The 13869-nt window shown below is 62.4% G+C and carries 15 protein-coding genes; 9 read left to right on the forward strand and 6 right to left on the reverse strand.

Annotated features, from left to right (window positions below):
* Nucleotide 1 precedes the first annotated feature (1 nt).
* From tusC to M5C56_RS27610, 5 genes are all read left to right on the forward strand, one after another.
* The gene (gene tusC, locus M5C56_RS27590) at nt 2-364 is read left to right on the forward strand and encodes a sulfurtransferase complex subunit TusC (protein ID WP_103498226.1); all 363 of its coding nucleotides are present in this window, start codon (nt 2-4) and stop codon (nt 362-364) included.
* Nucleotides 364-663, forward strand: a complete 300-nt coding sequence (tusB, locus tag M5C56_RS27595) for a sulfurtransferase complex subunit TusB (protein ID WP_103498225.1) — start codon at nt 364-366, stop codon at nt 661-663. The genes tusC and tusB overlap by 1 nt, the downstream gene beginning before the upstream one ends.
* Entirely contained in the window at nt 660-995 is a 336-nt protein-coding gene (locus M5C56_RS27600) for a TusE/DsrC/DsvC family sulfur relay protein (protein WP_103498224.1), read from the forward strand. The genes tusB and M5C56_RS27600 overlap by 4 nt, the downstream gene beginning before the upstream one ends.
* Nucleotides 992-1993 (forward strand): glycosyl transferase family protein, encoded by a 1002-nt coding sequence (locus tag M5C56_RS27605; RefSeq protein WP_103498223.1) that lies wholly within the window; start codon nt 992-994, stop codon nt 1991-1993. The genes M5C56_RS27600 and M5C56_RS27605 overlap by 4 nt, the downstream gene beginning before the upstream one ends.
* A gap of 88 nt (nt 1994-2081) precedes the next feature.
* Entirely contained in the window at nt 2082-3083 is a 1002-nt protein-coding gene (locus tag M5C56_RS27610) for a glutathione S-transferase family protein (RefSeq protein WP_103498222.1), read from the forward strand.
* Between the two features lie 182 nt (nt 3084-3265).
* On the opposite strand, the gene cysG is transcribed toward M5C56_RS27610, so the two are convergent.
* From cysG to M5C56_RS27640, 6 genes are read right to left on the reverse strand one after another with little or no spacing between them, the layout of a single operon-like run.
* Nucleotides 3266-4660: a siroheme synthase CysG gene (gene cysG / locus M5C56_RS27615; RefSeq protein WP_103498221.1), complete on the reverse strand. Its 1395-nt coding sequence runs from the start codon at nt 4658-4660 to the stop codon at nt 3266-3268.
* Entirely contained in the window at nt 4661-5941 is a 1281-nt protein-coding gene (gene serS, locus M5C56_RS27620) for a serine--tRNA ligase (RefSeq protein ID WP_103498220.1), read from the reverse strand.
* Nucleotides 5942-5956: 15 nt separating this feature from the next.
* On the reverse strand, nt 5957-6331 hold the full coding sequence (crcB, locus tag M5C56_RS27625; RefSeq protein WP_100940095.1) for a fluoride efflux transporter CrcB: 375 nt from the start codon (nt 6329-6331) through the stop codon (nt 5957-5959).
* On the reverse strand, nt 6328-7653 hold the full coding sequence (locus M5C56_RS27630; RefSeq protein WP_100940094.1) for a replication-associated recombination protein A: 1326 nt from the start codon (nt 7651-7653) through the stop codon (nt 6328-6330). Before M5C56_RS27630 ends, crcB begins: the two co-directional genes overlap by 4 nt.
* A 19-nt stretch (nt 7654-7672) precedes the next feature.
* Nucleotides 7673-8296 carry an outer membrane lipoprotein chaperone LolA gene (gene lolA, locus M5C56_RS27635; protein ID WP_103498219.1) on the reverse strand — a complete coding sequence of 208 codons (624 nt, stop codon included), beginning with the start codon at nt 8294-8296 and terminating at the stop codon, nt 7673-7675.
* Nucleotides 8297-8353: 57 nt separating this feature from the next.
* The gene (locus M5C56_RS27640) at nt 8354-10765 is read right to left on the reverse strand and encodes a DNA translocase FtsK (protein ID WP_103498218.1); all 2412 of its coding nucleotides are present in this window, start codon (nt 10763-10765) and stop codon (nt 8354-8356) included.
* Nucleotides 10766-10922: 157 nt separating this feature from the next.
* Between M5C56_RS27640 and trxB the strand changes: the two genes are divergently transcribed.
* The 4 genes from trxB (at nt 10923) to infA (ending at nt 13729) form a co-directional block, all read left to right on the forward strand.
* Nucleotides 10923-11873, forward strand: coding sequence for a thioredoxin-disulfide reductase (trxB, locus tag M5C56_RS27645; RefSeq protein WP_103498217.1), 951 nt, complete (start codon nt 10923-10925; stop codon nt 11871-11873).
* On the forward strand, nt 11873-12553 hold the full coding sequence (gene aat, locus M5C56_RS27650; RefSeq protein ID WP_103498216.1) for a leucyl/phenylalanyl-tRNA--protein transferase: 681 nt from the start codon (nt 11873-11875) through the stop codon (nt 12551-12553). Before trxB ends, aat begins: the two co-directional genes overlap by 1 nt.
* A gap of 102 nt (nt 12554-12655) precedes the next feature.
* Nucleotides 12656-13363 (forward strand): arginyltransferase, encoded by a 708-nt coding sequence (locus M5C56_RS27655; RefSeq protein ID WP_103498215.1) that lies wholly within the window; start codon nt 12656-12658, stop codon nt 13361-13363.
* Between the two features lie 147 nt (nt 13364-13510).
* On the forward strand, nt 13511-13729 hold the full coding sequence (gene infA, locus M5C56_RS27660; RefSeq protein WP_002553999.1) for a translation initiation factor IF-1: 219 nt from the start codon (nt 13511-13513) through the stop codon (nt 13727-13729).
* The last annotated feature ends 140 nt before the right edge of the window (nt 13730-13869 follow it).

The following is a 13869-nucleotide window of genomic DNA, read 5'->3' on the forward strand; positions in this document are numbered from 1 at the left end:
AATGCCCAAGTCCCTGTTGATTATCAGCCGCCAGGCGCCCTGGTCCGGCCCGGCCGCCCGTGAAGCACTGGATATCGTGCTGGCCGGCGGTGCGTTCGATCTGCCCATCGGCCTGCTGTTCATGGACGACGGTGTCTTCCAGTTGATGCCCGAGCAGAACGCCAAGGCCCTGCAACAGAAAGACCTGACCGCCAACCTCCAGGCGCTGTCGCTGTTCGGCATCGACGAGCTGTACGCCTGCGCCGACAGCCTGGCCGACCGCGGGATTTTTCCGACCCAGGTCGCCGGCGAAGACCTTGAGGTGCTCACCGCTGAACAGCTCAGTGCACTTGTTAACCGTTATGACCAGGTGATCACCCTCTGATGTCGACCTTGCATGTGTTGTCCCACTCCCCTTTTACCGACAGTCGCCTGGGCAGTTGCCTGCGCCTGCTGGGCAGCGAGGATGCGCTGCTGCTCTGTGGCGACGCGGTGCATGCCGTGCAACCGCGCAGCCTGCCGCTTGAAGCCCTGGAAGAACGCGCTGATGACCTGCGCCTGTTCCTCCTTGACGAAGACCTGCAAGCCCGCGGCCTGGAGTGCCCGACCTGGGCCACCAGCGTCGACTACCCGGCATTTGTCGAACTGTCGATCCGTTACGACAAGGTCAATACCTGGCTATGAACACGTTGACGGTGAACGGACAGGCCATCGCCCTGGACAAGGACGGCTACCTGGTCGAACTGGGCGACTGGTCGCCGGAAGTCGCGGCCGCCCTGGCCACGCGGGAAGAACTCGAACTGAGCCCCGAGCACTGGGAAATCCTCGAATTGCTGCGCGGCTTCTACCGCGAGTTCGAGCTCTCCCCCGCGACCCGCCCGCTGATCAAGTACACCGCCTTGAAGCTGGGCGCCGAGAAAGGCAACAGCCTGCACCTCAACCGTTTGTTCAAAGGCACCCCCGCCAAACTCGCCGCCAAGCTGGCGGGCCTGCCCAAACCGACGAACTGCTTATGACCGAGTACACGCCGTTGATCATCGAAACGCCCGCCGAGCACCCGTTTGCCCAGTTTGTCCGCATCCTCGGCAAGGGCAAGCGCGGCGCCCGCAACCTGACCCGCGAAGAAGCCCGCGAGGCCATGGGCATGCTGCTGGACGGCAAGGTCGAGGACACCCAGCTCGGTGCCTTCCTGATGCTGTTGCGCCACAAGGAAGAAAGCCCGGAGGAACTGGCCGGTTTCACTGAAGCCCTGCGCGAGCGTTTGCAAGCGCCCAAGCTGGCGATCGACCTGGACTGGCCGAGCTACGCCGGCAAGAAGCGTCACCTGCCCTGGTACCTGCTGGCCGCCAAGTGCCTGGCACAGAACGGCATCAAGATATTCATGCACGGCGGCGGCGCCCATACTGCGGGCCGTCTCTACACCGAACAATTGCTCGAGACGCTGCAGATTCCATTGTGCCGCGACTGGCCGGCCGTCGAGCAGGCGATCGGCCAGGGCAATATCGCCTTTATGCCCCTGGGCGACTGGGCCGCGCCTTTGCAGCGGATGATCGACCTGCGCAACATCCTCGGCCTGCGTTCGCCGATCCATTCCCTGGCGCGATTGCTCAACCCGCTGGGCGCGCGCTGTGGCCTGCAAAGCATCTTCCATCCCGGCTACCAGGCAGTGCACCGCGACGCCAGCGGCTTGCTGGGCGACACGGTGATCGTGATCAAGGGCGACGGCGGCGAAATCGAGGTCAACCCGGACAGCAGCAGCCATCTCTACGGCACCACCGGCGGAGAAAGCTGGGACGAGGAATGGCCGGCGCTGTCCGAGCAACGCCATGTGAAACCGGCGACCCTGGAACCCGAACACCTCAAGGCGCTCTGGCGCGGCGACGCCGAGGACAGCTACCCGCAACTGGCCCTGATCTCGACCATGGCCCTGGCCCTGCGCGGCCTCGGCACGCCCCGCGAAGAGGCCTTCGAACAGGCCCGGCGCTACTGGGATGCACGAGATAGATCGATCTGATCGATGATTAACCCCCAGGGTTTGCGCTATTTTTTCGAACAAAGGCCTTTAGACTGGACTCCATTGCACACTTGCCGAGGAGTTTCCGATGGGCCTTTTGATCGACGGCCGCTGGCATGACCAGTGGTACGAAAGCAGCAAAGATGGCGCCTTCCAGCGCGAACAGGCGCAACGCCGCAACTGGCTGACCGCCGACGGCAGGCCCGGTCCCAGCGGCGAAGGCGGGTTCAAGGCCGAAGCCGGGCGTTATCACCTTTATGTGTCCCTGGCCTGTCCCTGGGCCCACCGCACCCTGATCCTGCGCAAGCTCAAGGGCCTGGAAAGCCTGATCGATGTGTCGGTGGTCAGCTGGTTGATGCTGGAAAACGGCTGGACCTTCGACAAGGCCTACGGCTCCAGCGGCGATGCGCTGGATAACCACACCTTCATGCACCAGCGCTACACCGCCGATACCGCCGACTACACCGGCCGCGTGACCGTGCCGGTGCTATGGGACAAGCAATTGCAGCGCATCGTCAGCAATGAATCGTCGGAAATCATCCGGATGTTCAACAGCGCGTTCAATGGGCTGACCGGCAATCAGCTGGATTTCTATCCCCAAGCCTTGCACCCGCAGATCGACAGCTGGAACGAACGCATCTATCCGGCGGTGAACAACGGTGTCTATCGCGCCGGGTTTGCCACGTCACAGGGAGCTTATGAAGCAGCCTTTGATGATGTGTTCGGTGAGTTGGAGCAGTTGGAACGGCATCTGGCGGAAAGCCGTTATCTGGCGGGGGAATACCTGACGGAAGCGGATGTACGGCTGTTCACCACGCTGATTCGTTTTGACGCGGTGTACTACGGACACTTCAAGTGCAATCTGCGGCGGATTGCCGATTATCCGAGCCTGTCGAACTGGCTGCGAGAGCTATATCAATGGCCGGGCGTCGCCGAGACGGTGAATTTCGCCCATATCAAGGGGCATTACTACGCCAGTCACCGGACCATCAATCCGACCGGGATTGTGCCCAAGGGACCGGAGCAGGATTTCATGGGAAGCCATGATCGGGAAAAACTGGCTGGACGTGGTGTCTGGCGCGACCTCTAACACACCGCAAAACTGTAGGAGCGTGGCTTGTCCGGACGCCGCACCGCCGCGAAGCTTTTAGCGATCTCAAGGACTTCTTCGCGGGCAAGCCCTGCTCCTACAGGTTGATGTCGTGCACAAAATTGTGCTCGACACCGCACTTTAGATATCGTCAGGCCCAGATCCCACAGTAGGGATTTGCATCAAACCTGGGATTGCGCGCCTTCGAACCAGGCCAGTTTCTCACGCAACTGCACCACTTCCCCGACAATCACCAGCGTCGGCGCATGCACTTCATGCTCCGCCACCAACTGCGGCAGATTCGCCAAGGTCCCGGTAAACACCCGCTGATTCGATGTAGTGCCCTGCTGGATCAACGCCGCCGGGGTCTGCGCCGAACGACCATGGGCAATCAACTGCTCACAGATCACCGGCAACCCGACCAACCCCATGTAGAACACCAACGTCTGCGCCGGTGCCACCAGATCCGCCCAGGGCAGGTCCGTGGAGCCATCCTTCAAGTGCCCGGTGACAAACCGCACCGACTGCGCGTAATCGCGATGGGTCAGCGGAATCCCGGCATAAGCCGAACAGCCGCTGGCCGCCGTGATCCCCGGCACCACCTGGAACGGAATCCCCTGGGCCGCCAGCTCTTCGATCTCTTCGCCGCCACGGCCGAAGATAAACGGATCGCCGCCCTTCAACCGCAGCACACGCTTGCCTTGCTTCGCCAGATCAACCAGTTGCTGGTTGATCTGATCCTGGGGCACGGCATGATCGGCGCGACGCTTGCCGACATAGATCCGGTCCGCATCGCGGCGGCACAGTTCCAGAATCGCCGGCGCCACCAGGCGGTCATACAGCACCACATCCGCCTGTTGCATCAGACGCAGGGCACGGAAGGTCAGCAGGTCCGGATCACCCGGTCCCGCTCCCACCAGATACACCTCACCCGGCGCATTCGGCGGCGCACCGTTGATCTTCTCCAGCAGCAAGCGCTCGGCTTCAGCGCCCTGCCCGGCCAGTTGCCGGTCGGCAATCGGGCCCTGGAACACTTCTTCCCAGAACGCCCGGCGCTGCTGCACAGCCGGAAACAGGCCTTTGACCTGGCTGCGGAAACGCGCCGCCAAACCGGCCAACTGGCCGTAGGTCGAAGGAATCCAGGTTTCCAGCTTGGCCCGGATCAGGCGCGCCAGCACCGGCGCATCGCCACCGCTGGACACCGCGATAATCAACGGCGAACGGTCGACAATCGCCGGGAAGATCACGCTGCACAACGCCGGCGCATCCACCACATTGACCGGCACGCAGCGCCGATGGGCATCCGCCGAGACCTGGGCATTGAGTGGCTCGTCGTCGGTGGCGGCTATGATCAGCCCGCAACCGTCGAGGTCGGACTCAAGGTAACCGCGCAACAGCAACTCGCCGCCGCTGCCACTGACCAGCTCGCCCAGTTGACCCTCGACCTCGGGCGCGACAACCCGCAGCACCGCACCGGCATCGGCCAGCAGGCGGGATTTGCGCAAGGCAATCTCCCCCCCGCCGACCACCAGCACAAGGCGGCCACGCAGGTTGTGGAACAGCGGCAGAAATTCCATTTAGCCGATGACCTCGATGCCGCCCATGTAGGGCTTGAGCACTTCCGGCACACGAATCGAACCGTCGGCCTGCTGGTAATTTTCCAGCACCGCCACCAGCGTACGGCCCACGGCCAGGCCGGAACCGTTCAGGGTGTGGACCAGCTCGGGCTTGCCGGTTTCCGGGTTACGGAAACGCGCCTGCATGCGACGGGCCTGGAAGTCGCCGCAGTTGGAGCACGACGAGATTTCACGGTATTTGTCTTGGCTCGGCACCCAGACTTCCAGGTCGTAGGTCTTCACGGCGCTGAAACCCATGTCGCCGGTGCACAGCGCCAGAACGCGGTACGGCAGCTCCAGCAGTTGCAGGACCTTCTCGGCGTTGGCGGTCAGGCCTTCCAGGGCTTGCATGGAAGTCGACGGCTCGACGATCTGGACCATCTCGACCTTGTCGAACTGGTGCTGGCGGATCATACCGCGGGTGTCACGGCCCGACGCACCGGCTTCACTGCGGAAGCACGGGGTGTGGGCGACGAACTTCAGCGGCAGCAGTTTCGGATCGACGATTTCGCCGGAAACGATATTGGTCAACGACACTTCGGCGGTCGGGATCAGGTACAGGTCGGCTTCGCCTTCGCGGCTGATCTTGAACAGGTCTTCCTCGAACTTCGGCAGCTGGCCGGTACCCTGCAGGGCCGGCGCCTGGACCAGATAAGGCGTGTAGGCCTCTTCGTAGCCGTGTTCGGTGATGTGCAGGTTGATCATGAATTGCGCCAGGGCGCGGTGCAGGCGGGCAATCGGGCCCCGCAGCAAGGCGAAACGGGCACCGGACAGCTTGGCGGCGGTTTCGAAATCCAGCCAGCCGAACTTCTCGCCCAGGGCAACGTGGTCCTGGATCGGGAAGTCGAAAGCGGTCGGCGTGCCCCAACGGCGCACTTCGACGTTGCCTTCTTCGTCCGCACCGACCGGCACGGACTCGTGAGGCAGGTTCGGCAGGCTCAGCAGGATCGCATCCAGATCCGCCTGGATCGCATCCAGCGCAACCTTGCCTTCACTCAGCTCGGAGCCCATGGTTTCAACACTGGCCATCAACGGCGCGATGTCTTCGCCGCGCTGCTTGGCCTGACCGATACTCTTGGAAACCGCATTGCGCTCGGCCTGCAATTGTTCGGTGCGGGTCTGCACCACCTTGCGCTGGTTTTCCAGCGCTTCGATGCGGGCGACATCGAGGCTGAAGCCACGGGAGGCCAGGCGATCCGCTACGTCCTGAAGGTTGCTACGTAACAGTTTGGAATCGAGCATGTCGGTTTCTCGTTATCAGAGTTTGGTCAAGGACAGGCCGGCCCAGGTCGCGAGCAGCCCGCCGAATACGCTGAGGGCCGCATAGCCCAGGGCAATCAGTACCTGCCCGCTTTCCAGCAGGCGCACCGTATCCAGTGAAAAGGATGAAAATGTGGTCAGGCCGCCGACAAATCCCACGATCAAGCCGGCGCGGATCTCAATCGGCACCTCGGGACGCAGCAAAAACAGACCGTAGAGCACGCCAATCACCAGGCAGCCCACGATATTAACGGCCAATGTCGCGGTATAGAAGTGCCGCGGCCAATTGGCGTTGATCAGGTTGCCGGTGGCGAAGCGCACCAGGGTGCCGATAATCCCGGCGAAGGAGACGGCAAGGACGGTGCGGATCAAGGCTTTCTCCGTTGTTTCGGGCTGTTGCGGTCAAGGGCCGCGAGGTGGTTGAGCTTTTCGCCGATCTTCAATTCCAGCCCCCGTGGCACTGGCTGGTAGAAGGGCTGGGGCTCCAGTTCCTCGGGGAAATAGTCCTCGCCCGCCGCATAGGCGTCGGGTTCGTCATGGGCGTAGCGGTATTCGTCGCCGTAGCCCAACTGCTTCATCAGCTTGGTCGGTGCGTTGCGCAGGTGCAGCGGCACTTCCAGCGAGCCATGTTCGGCGGCGCTGCGCATGGCGGCCTTGAAGCCCATGTAGACGGCGTTGCTTTTCGGCGCGCAAGCCAGGTAGGTAATGGCCTGGGCCACCGCCAATTCGCCTTCGGGGCTGCCGAGTCGCTCCTGCACATCCCAGGCCGCCAGGCACAGGCTCAGGGCCCGTGGATCGGCGTTGCCGATATCCTCGCTGGCCATGCGCACCACCCGGCGGGCCAGGTACAGCGGGTCGCAGCCGCCGTCGAGCATGCGCGCGAACCAGTACAGGGCGCCATCGGGATTGGAGCCGCGCACCGACTTGTGCAAGGCGGAAATCTGGTCGTAGAACGCCTCGCCGCCCTTGTCGAAACGCCGGCGGGTATCCCCCAGCAAGCTTTGCAGCAATTCGACGCCGATTTCCTCGCCGTCTTCAGCCAGGTCCGAGGCGTTTTCCAGCAGGTTGAGCAACCGCCGACCATCGCCGTCGGCCGCCGACAGCAGCATCTTGAAGCCTTCCTCGCCCAGGCTCAGCTGGCGCTTGCCGAGGCCTCGCTCTTCGCTCAAGGCCCGCTGCACCAGCTTGTTCAGGGCCGCTTCGTCGAGGCTTTTCAGCACATAGACCCGCGCCCGGGAGAGCAAGGCGTTGTTCAGTTCAAACGAGGGGTTTTCGGTGGTGGCGCCGATAAAGATCAGGGTGCCGTCTTCCACATAGGGCAGGAAAGCGTCCTGCTGGGACTTGTTGAAGCGGTGCACTTCGTCGACGAACAGGATGGTGCGCTTGCCGTACTGCCCGGCCTGCTGCTTGGCGATTTCCACCGCCTGGCGGATCTCCTTGACCCCGGCCAGCACCGCAGAAACGGTTTCGAAGTGGGCGTCCGAGACTTCCGCCAGCAGCCGCGCCAGGGTGGTCTTGCCCACCCCCGGCGGGCCCCAGAAGATCATCGAATGCAGCGCGCCCTGCTCCAGGGCTTCGCGCAACGGCTTGCCACGAGCCAGCAGGTGCTCCTGGCCGACGTACTCATCCAGGTTGGTCGCGCGTAAACGGGCGGCCAGGGGCTGGGCAATCGGGGCACGGCTGAACAGGTCCATGGCGGGCGTCTGAAACCTCTTATTCCTGGATCACGTCCGCACCCTTGGGGATGACGAACTTGAACTTGGCGGCGTCGATGGGTTCATTGGCCTTGACCCCGGTGAACAGCAGGTTGGTGCGCTGGCCGACGCTGTCGACCAGTTGCATGTCATTGATCAGGCCGTTGCGGAACGACAGGCGCAGACTGTCGAACAGGGTGTCCTTGGTTTTCGGCTTGAGGACGAAGTCGATCACGCCGCCGGCTTCCTTGGCACTGATATCGAAGCTTTCGCTGATCTTGGAGACATCACCGGAGAGCAGCAGGGCCGGGGTCTGGGTCAGGCGCAGGTCGAGCTTCTTGATGGTGACCTGTTCCAGGTCCGGGTCCCAGAGGGTGACCTTCTGGCCGTCGGAGATCATGGTCTGCTCCTGCGGCGCATCGGTGTGCCAGTAGAACAGGCCCGGGCGCTGGAGGGTCATCTCGCCGGCGGTTTCCTGCAACTGGGTACCGCCGCCGTCCAGGGTCAACTGCGAGAAACGCGCGGTCAGGGTCTGGGACTTTTCGAGCAATTGGGTCAAACGCGCCACGTCCTTCGGATCGGCGTGGGCCGACAGCGTGGTCAAGGCCAGAACCGGCAGCAACAGCATGCGGATAAAACGCATGGGAATCCTCATTGAACTCGTTGAAAGGGCGCGCCGCGTGACTCCACGCGGCACGGATCAGTCGCGCGACGGCCCGGGGGCGAGTACTTCACGCGAGCCGTTGGTGTTCATGGCGGTCACGACCCCGGCCATTTCCATGGACTCGATCATGCGGGCGGCCCGGTTGTAGCCGATCTTCAGCTTGCGTTGCACCGCGGAAATCGAGGCCCGGCGGCTTTCCAGCACGAACTGTACGGCTTCGTCGTAGAGCGCGTCGGTTTCGGCGTCGTCGCTGTCGCCACCACCGCTGCCGCCGTCGAAGCCGCTGCCGGCCTCTTCAACGCCATTGAGGATGTCGTCGTTGTATTCCGGTGCGCCGCGCAGTTTCCACGCCTCGACCACCCGGTGAACCTCATCGTCGGAGACAAAGGCGCCATGCACACGAATCGGCAGGCTGGTGCCTGGCGGCATGTAGAGCATGTCACCGTGACCGAGCAATTGCTCGGCGCCGCCCTGGTCGATGATGGTCCGCGAGTCGATCTTGCTCGACACCTGGAACGCCATGCGCGTCGGGATGTTGGCCTTGATCAGGCCGGTGATCACGTCCACCGACGGCCGCTGGGTCGCGAGGATCAGGTGGATACCGGCGGCCCGGGCTTTCTGGGCGATACGGGCGATCAGTTCTTCGACCTTCTTGCCGACGATCATCATCATGTCGGCGAATTCGTCGACCACCACCACGATGGTCGGCAGTTTCACCAACAACGGCGCTTCATCGTGGATGCTTTCGCGGTTGTACAGCGGGTCGGTCAGCGGCGTGCCGGCGTCCTGGGCTTCCTTGACCTTGTGGTTGAAGCCCGACAGGTTACGCACGCCCATCTTGGCCATCAGCTTGTAGCGCCGCTCCATCTCGGCGACGCTCCAGCGCAAGGCGTTGGCGGCGTCCTTCATGTCGGTGACCACTGGGCAAAGCAGGTGTGGAATGCCTTCGTAGATCGACAACTCGAGCATTTTCGGGTCGATCATGATCAGCTTGGCGTCTTCCGGGCCGGACTTGAACAGGATCGACAGGATCATCGCGTTCACACCCACCGACTTACCGGAACCGGTGGTACCGGCCACCAGCAGGTGCGGCATCTTCGCCAGGTCGGTGATGACCGGCTTACCGCCGATATCGTGACCCAGGGCCAGGGTGACCGGGGATTTCGCGTCGTCGTATTCCGGGGTCGAGAGCACTTCGGAGAAACGCACGATCTGGCGGTCCTCGTTGGGGATCTCGATGCCCACGGTGGTCTTGCCGGGGATGACTTCCACCACCCGCACGCTGGTGACCGCGAGCGAACGCGCCAGGTCCTTGGCCAGGTTGGAGATCCGACTGACCTTGACCCCCGCCGCCGGTTGAATTTCGTAGCGGGTAATCACCGGGCCCGGATGGATGGAATCCACCGAGACTTCGACGCCGAATTCCTTGAGCTTGATTTCCAGCAGGTGGCCGACGGCCGCCAGGGATTCCGGCGAGTAGTTGAGCTGCTTCTTTTCAGCCGGATCGAGGATCGAGATCGGCGGCAAGGTGCCTTCCACCGCGCTGTCGACAAACAACGGCGCCTGCTTCTCTTTCTCCACCCGCTTGCTCTGCTGCACCGGTTTGACCGGCGCCGGGGCAATCACCGGCGGGATCTGCTTCTCGCGCTCGGACATGTGCTTACTGAGGGCCTGCTCGCGTTCGATCAGGCGCTCCTTGACCTTGGCCTGCTCGCGTTTGTCGGGAACGCTCGGTGCCACCACTTCGTGAACGCGGTCGTCGACCTCACGCAGTTGCGCCACCAGTTGCTTGCGTTCGACCCGGGACGACCACCAGCGATTCATCGCGCCCTGGAACAGTTCGAACAGGTCCAGGGTGATCTTGCCGGTGACGTCCATGACCTTGAACCAGGACAGGTCGGTGAACACCGTCAGGCCGAACAGGAACAGGGCTATGAACAGCAGCGTGCTGCCCTGGATATTCAGGGCGTTTTTCGCCAGGTTGCCGAGGCTTTCGCCCAGGGCGCCGCCCGCCCCTGCCGGCAAGCCGAAGGGCTGGTGGAAATGGATATGGGCCAGCGCGGCCCCGGACAGTACCAGGAACACCAGGCCGATCAGCCGCCAGGAAAACAGCCAGCCGCTCCATTGCCAGGGTTCGTGGCGCTGGCGGAAGATCTGGTAGGTCTTGATCGCCAGCAACAAGGGGAACACATAGGCGAAATAACCCAGCACCATGAACAGGATGTCGGCGCTGTAGGAACCGGCGGGACCGCCGAAGTTCTGCACGTTATCGATCTTGCTGTTGTGGCTCCAGCCGGGATCGTCCTTGCCATAGGTCAGCAAGGCCATCATCAGGAACAGGCACAACGCGCCGATAGCAATCAGCGCACCTTCCTTGAGGCGATAATGCAGCTGCTGCCGCCAGAGCGGAACGACTGCTTTAGAGGGTGTGGCGGTGGATTTCTTCAAAATGATTCACTGCTTCATTACATAACCGGCATTGTACGGATTTGTCCGCCCGATGCCACGCTGTCACCGCATGGGTGTAGCATAACCGACAGCACTTTTCACGCGGTTCAATTTGAGCACGCATTCTCTTTTGTGACAAAGGCTTATGAGGTGTTTTATGAGCGCAACCAAGCATTCACGCCTGATCATCCTGGGTTCCGGCCCTGCCGGTTACAGTGCGGCGGTTTATGCCGCCCGCGCCAACCTCAAGCCTTTGGTCATTACCGGCCTGCAAGCCGGTGGTCAATTGACCACCACCACCGAAGTCGACAACTGGCCCGGCGACGTCGAAGGCCTGACCGGCCCGGTGCTGATGGAGCGCATGCAGAAACACGCCGAGCGTTTCGACACCGAGATCGTCTATGACCACATTCACACCGCCAAGTTGCAGCAGCGCCCGTTTATCCTCGAGGGCGACAGCGGTATCTATACCTGCGACGCCTTGATTATCGCCACCGGCGCCTCGGCGCAGTACCTTGGCCTGCCATCCGAGGAGGCCTTTGCCGGCAAGGGCGTCTCGGCCTGCGCGACCTGCGACGGGTTCTTCTACCGCAACCAGGTGGTGGCGGTGGTCGGCGGCGGCAATACCGCGGTGGAGGAAGCCCTGTACCTGGCCAATATCGCCAAGGAAGTGCACCTGGTGCACCGCCGGGACAAGCTGCGTGCGGAGAAGATCCTCCAGGACAAGCTGTTCGAGAAAGCCGCCAACGGCAATATCCGCCTGCACTGGAACGAGAACCTCGATGAAGTGCTCGGCGATGCCAGCGGCGTCACCGGCGCCCGCCTGCGCCACAGCGACACCGACGAAACCCGCGAACTGGCGCTGACCGGGGTGTTTATCGCCATCGGCCATAAGCCCAATACCGATCTGTTCGAGGGCCAGTTGAGCATGCACAACGGCTATTTGCGGGTACAGGGCGGCAGCGAGGGCAATGCCACGGCAACGGAAATCCCCGGGGTATTCGCCGCCGGCGATGTCGCCGACCATGTCTATCGCCAGGCCGTCACCTCGGCCGGCGCCGGCTGCATGGCGGCGCTGGATGCCGAGAAATTCCTGGACGATAACTGATGCTGACCTGGTTACAACGCAACTCCCTGACCTTCCCGCCCCTGGCCAAGGCCATGCGCGAACCCAACGGCCTGCTGGCCGCCGGTGGCGACCTGTCCGCCGATCGACTGATCCAGGCCTATCGCCATGGCTGTTTTCCCTGGTTTTCCGAAGGCCAGCCGATCCTCTGGTGGTCGCCGGACCCGCGCACCGTGCTGTTTCCCGATGAATTGCATGTCTCCCGCAGCCTGAACAAGCTGTTGCGCCAGCAACGCTACCAGGTCACCTTCGACCGGGATTTCGCCGCCGTGATCCGCGCCTGCGCCGCCCCACGGGCCTATGCCGAGGGCACCTGGATCACTGAGGCCATGCAAACCGCCTATCTGCAATTGCATGAGCGCGGTTTTGCCCACTCGGTGGAGGTCTGGGATAACGATGAGTTGGTGGGCGGCCTCTACGGCCTGGCAATAGGCCAGCTGTTTTTCGGCGAATCCATGTTCAGCCGCGCCGACAACGCCTCGAAGTTCGGCTTCGCCACCCTGGTCCGACATCTCAAGGCCTCGGGGTTCGTCCTGATCGACTGCCAGATGCCTACCGATCACCTGCACAGCCTTGGCGCCCGGGCCATTCCCCGCGACGACTTCGCCCGCTACCTGGGCGAACATCTGGACCAGCCCAACAGCGCGACCTGGCTGCCCTGACCTACTGTGATCAGGTAACCTTCACACAGCACCTAGGCGTCTTTTCCCAGGCTGGCTTACACTTGATTCAACGCAATTGAAAGCTTATTCCGAGGGTCGATCATGACCGAGCTGGCGCGCTTGAAGTTCTATGCCACTCAACCCCACTCTTGCAGTTATCTGCCCGAAGAGCAGGCGACCACGCTGTTCCTCGACCCTAGCCAGCCCATGGACGTGCATGTCTACGCAGACCTGTCGGAAATGGGTTTCCGTCGTAGCGGCGACCACCTGTACCGGCCCCACTGCCAGAACTGCAACGCCTGCGTGCCGGCGCGGATTCCCGTGGCGCAGTTCCTGCCCGATCGCCAGCAGAAACGTATCTTCAAACGCAACGCCGAGCTCAAGGTCAGGGCCGTCAAGCCGGGGTTCAGCGAGGAATACTTCGACCTGTACCAACGCTACATCGAACAACGGCACGCCGATGGCGACATGTTCCCACCCAGTCGTGACCAGTTTTCCACTTTTCTGGTGCGCGACCTGCCGTTCTCACGTTTCTATGAATTCCGCCTGGAGGGGCGCCTGCTGGCCGTGGCCGTCACCGACCTGCTGCCCAACGGACTATCAGCGGTCTACACCTTCTATGAGCCCGCTGAGGAGCGTCGCAGCCTGGGGCGCTACGCTATCCTCTGGCAGATCGGCGAAGCCCGGCGGCTGGGGCTGGAGGCGGTCTACCTCGGCTATTGGATCAAGAACTGCAAGAAGATGAACTACAAGACCCAATATCGACCGATCGAACTGCTGATCAACCAGCGCTGGGTGACGCTCAGTTAGCTCGTCGCCCCCCACCGGAATCGAACTGTATTTTCCAGGCCGGTACTAACCCCTTGGCGTGAACCCCCTTTTTCGGGCACAATGCACGCCGCTTTTGCCTGGCGCAGTTGCACCGGGCCATTCACTGGACACCGAGGGCTTTACTGCATGTCGAAAGAAGACAGCTTCGAAATGGAAGGCACTGTCGTCGACACCCTGCCGAATACCATGTTTCGCGTGGAATTGGAAAATGGGCACGTCGTAACCGCGCATATCTCCGGAAAGATGCGCAAGAACTACATTCGTATTCTCACCGGTGACAAAGTGCGCGTCGAGCTGACGCCCTACGACTTGAGCAAAGGGCGCATCACCTACCGCGCCCGCTAAGCAAGTCGATACAAAAACGCCCGGCACTTGCCGGGCGTTTTTGTTTGTGCGCCTTTCTGGCCCGCCGCCCCTTTTTTGTGGGAGCCGGCTTGCTGGCGATGAACGATAACGCGGTGCGCCAGATACACCGCGCCGCCTGA

Source organism: Pseudomonas sp. MWU13-2862 (assembly GCF_023242495.1).
Taxonomy (GTDB): Bacteria; Pseudomonadota; Gammaproteobacteria; order Pseudomonadales; family Pseudomonadaceae; genus Aquipseudomonas; species Aquipseudomonas gingeri_D.

Bases quoted from the DNA above. Each gene is read 5' to 3' on its own strand.
- M5C56_RS27655 (WP_103498215.1), top strand. From the start codon at position 12,656: ATGACCGAGCTGGCGCGCTTGAAGTTCTATGCCACTCAACCCCACTCT.
- lolA (WP_103498219.1), bottom strand. From the start codon at position 8,296: ATGCGTTTTATCCGCATGCTGTTGCTGCCGGTTCTGGCCTTGACCACG.
- M5C56_RS27600 (WP_103498224.1), top strand. From the start codon at position 660: ATGAACACGTTGACGGTGAACGGACAGGCCATCGCCCTGGACAAGGAC.
- M5C56_RS27630 (WP_100940094.1), bottom strand. From the start codon at position 7,653: ATGGACCTGTTCAGCCGTGCCCCGATTGCCCAGCCCCTGGCCGCCCGT.
- cysG (WP_103498221.1), bottom strand. From the start codon at position 4,660: ATGGAATTTCTGCCGCTGTTCCACAACCTGCGTGGCCGCCTTGTGCTG.
- M5C56_RS27610 (WP_103498222.1), top strand. From the start codon at position 2,082: ATGGGCCTTTTGATCGACGGCCGCTGGCATGACCAGTGGTACGAAAGC.
- trxB (WP_103498217.1), top strand. From the start codon at position 10,923: ATGAGCGCAACCAAGCATTCACGCCTGATCATCCTGGGTTCCGGCCCT.
- infA (WP_002553999.1), top strand. From the start codon at position 13,511: ATGTCGAAAGAAGACAGCTTCGAAATGGAAGGCACTGTCGTCGACACC.
- tusC (WP_103498226.1), top strand. From the start codon at position 2: ATGCCCAAGTCCCTGTTGATTATCAGCCGCCAGGCGCCCTGGTCCGGC.
- aat (WP_103498216.1), top strand. From the start codon at position 11,873: ATGCTGACCTGGTTACAACGCAACTCCCTGACCTTCCCGCCCCTGGCC.
- M5C56_RS27605 (WP_103498223.1), top strand. From the start codon at position 992: ATGACCGAGTACACGCCGTTGATCATCGAAACGCCCGCCGAGCACCCG.
- tusB (WP_103498225.1), top strand. From the start codon at position 364: ATGTCGACCTTGCATGTGTTGTCCCACTCCCCTTTTACCGACAGTCGC.
- serS (WP_103498220.1), bottom strand. From the start codon at position 5,941: ATGCTCGATTCCAAACTGTTACGTAGCAACCTTCAGGACGTAGCGGAT.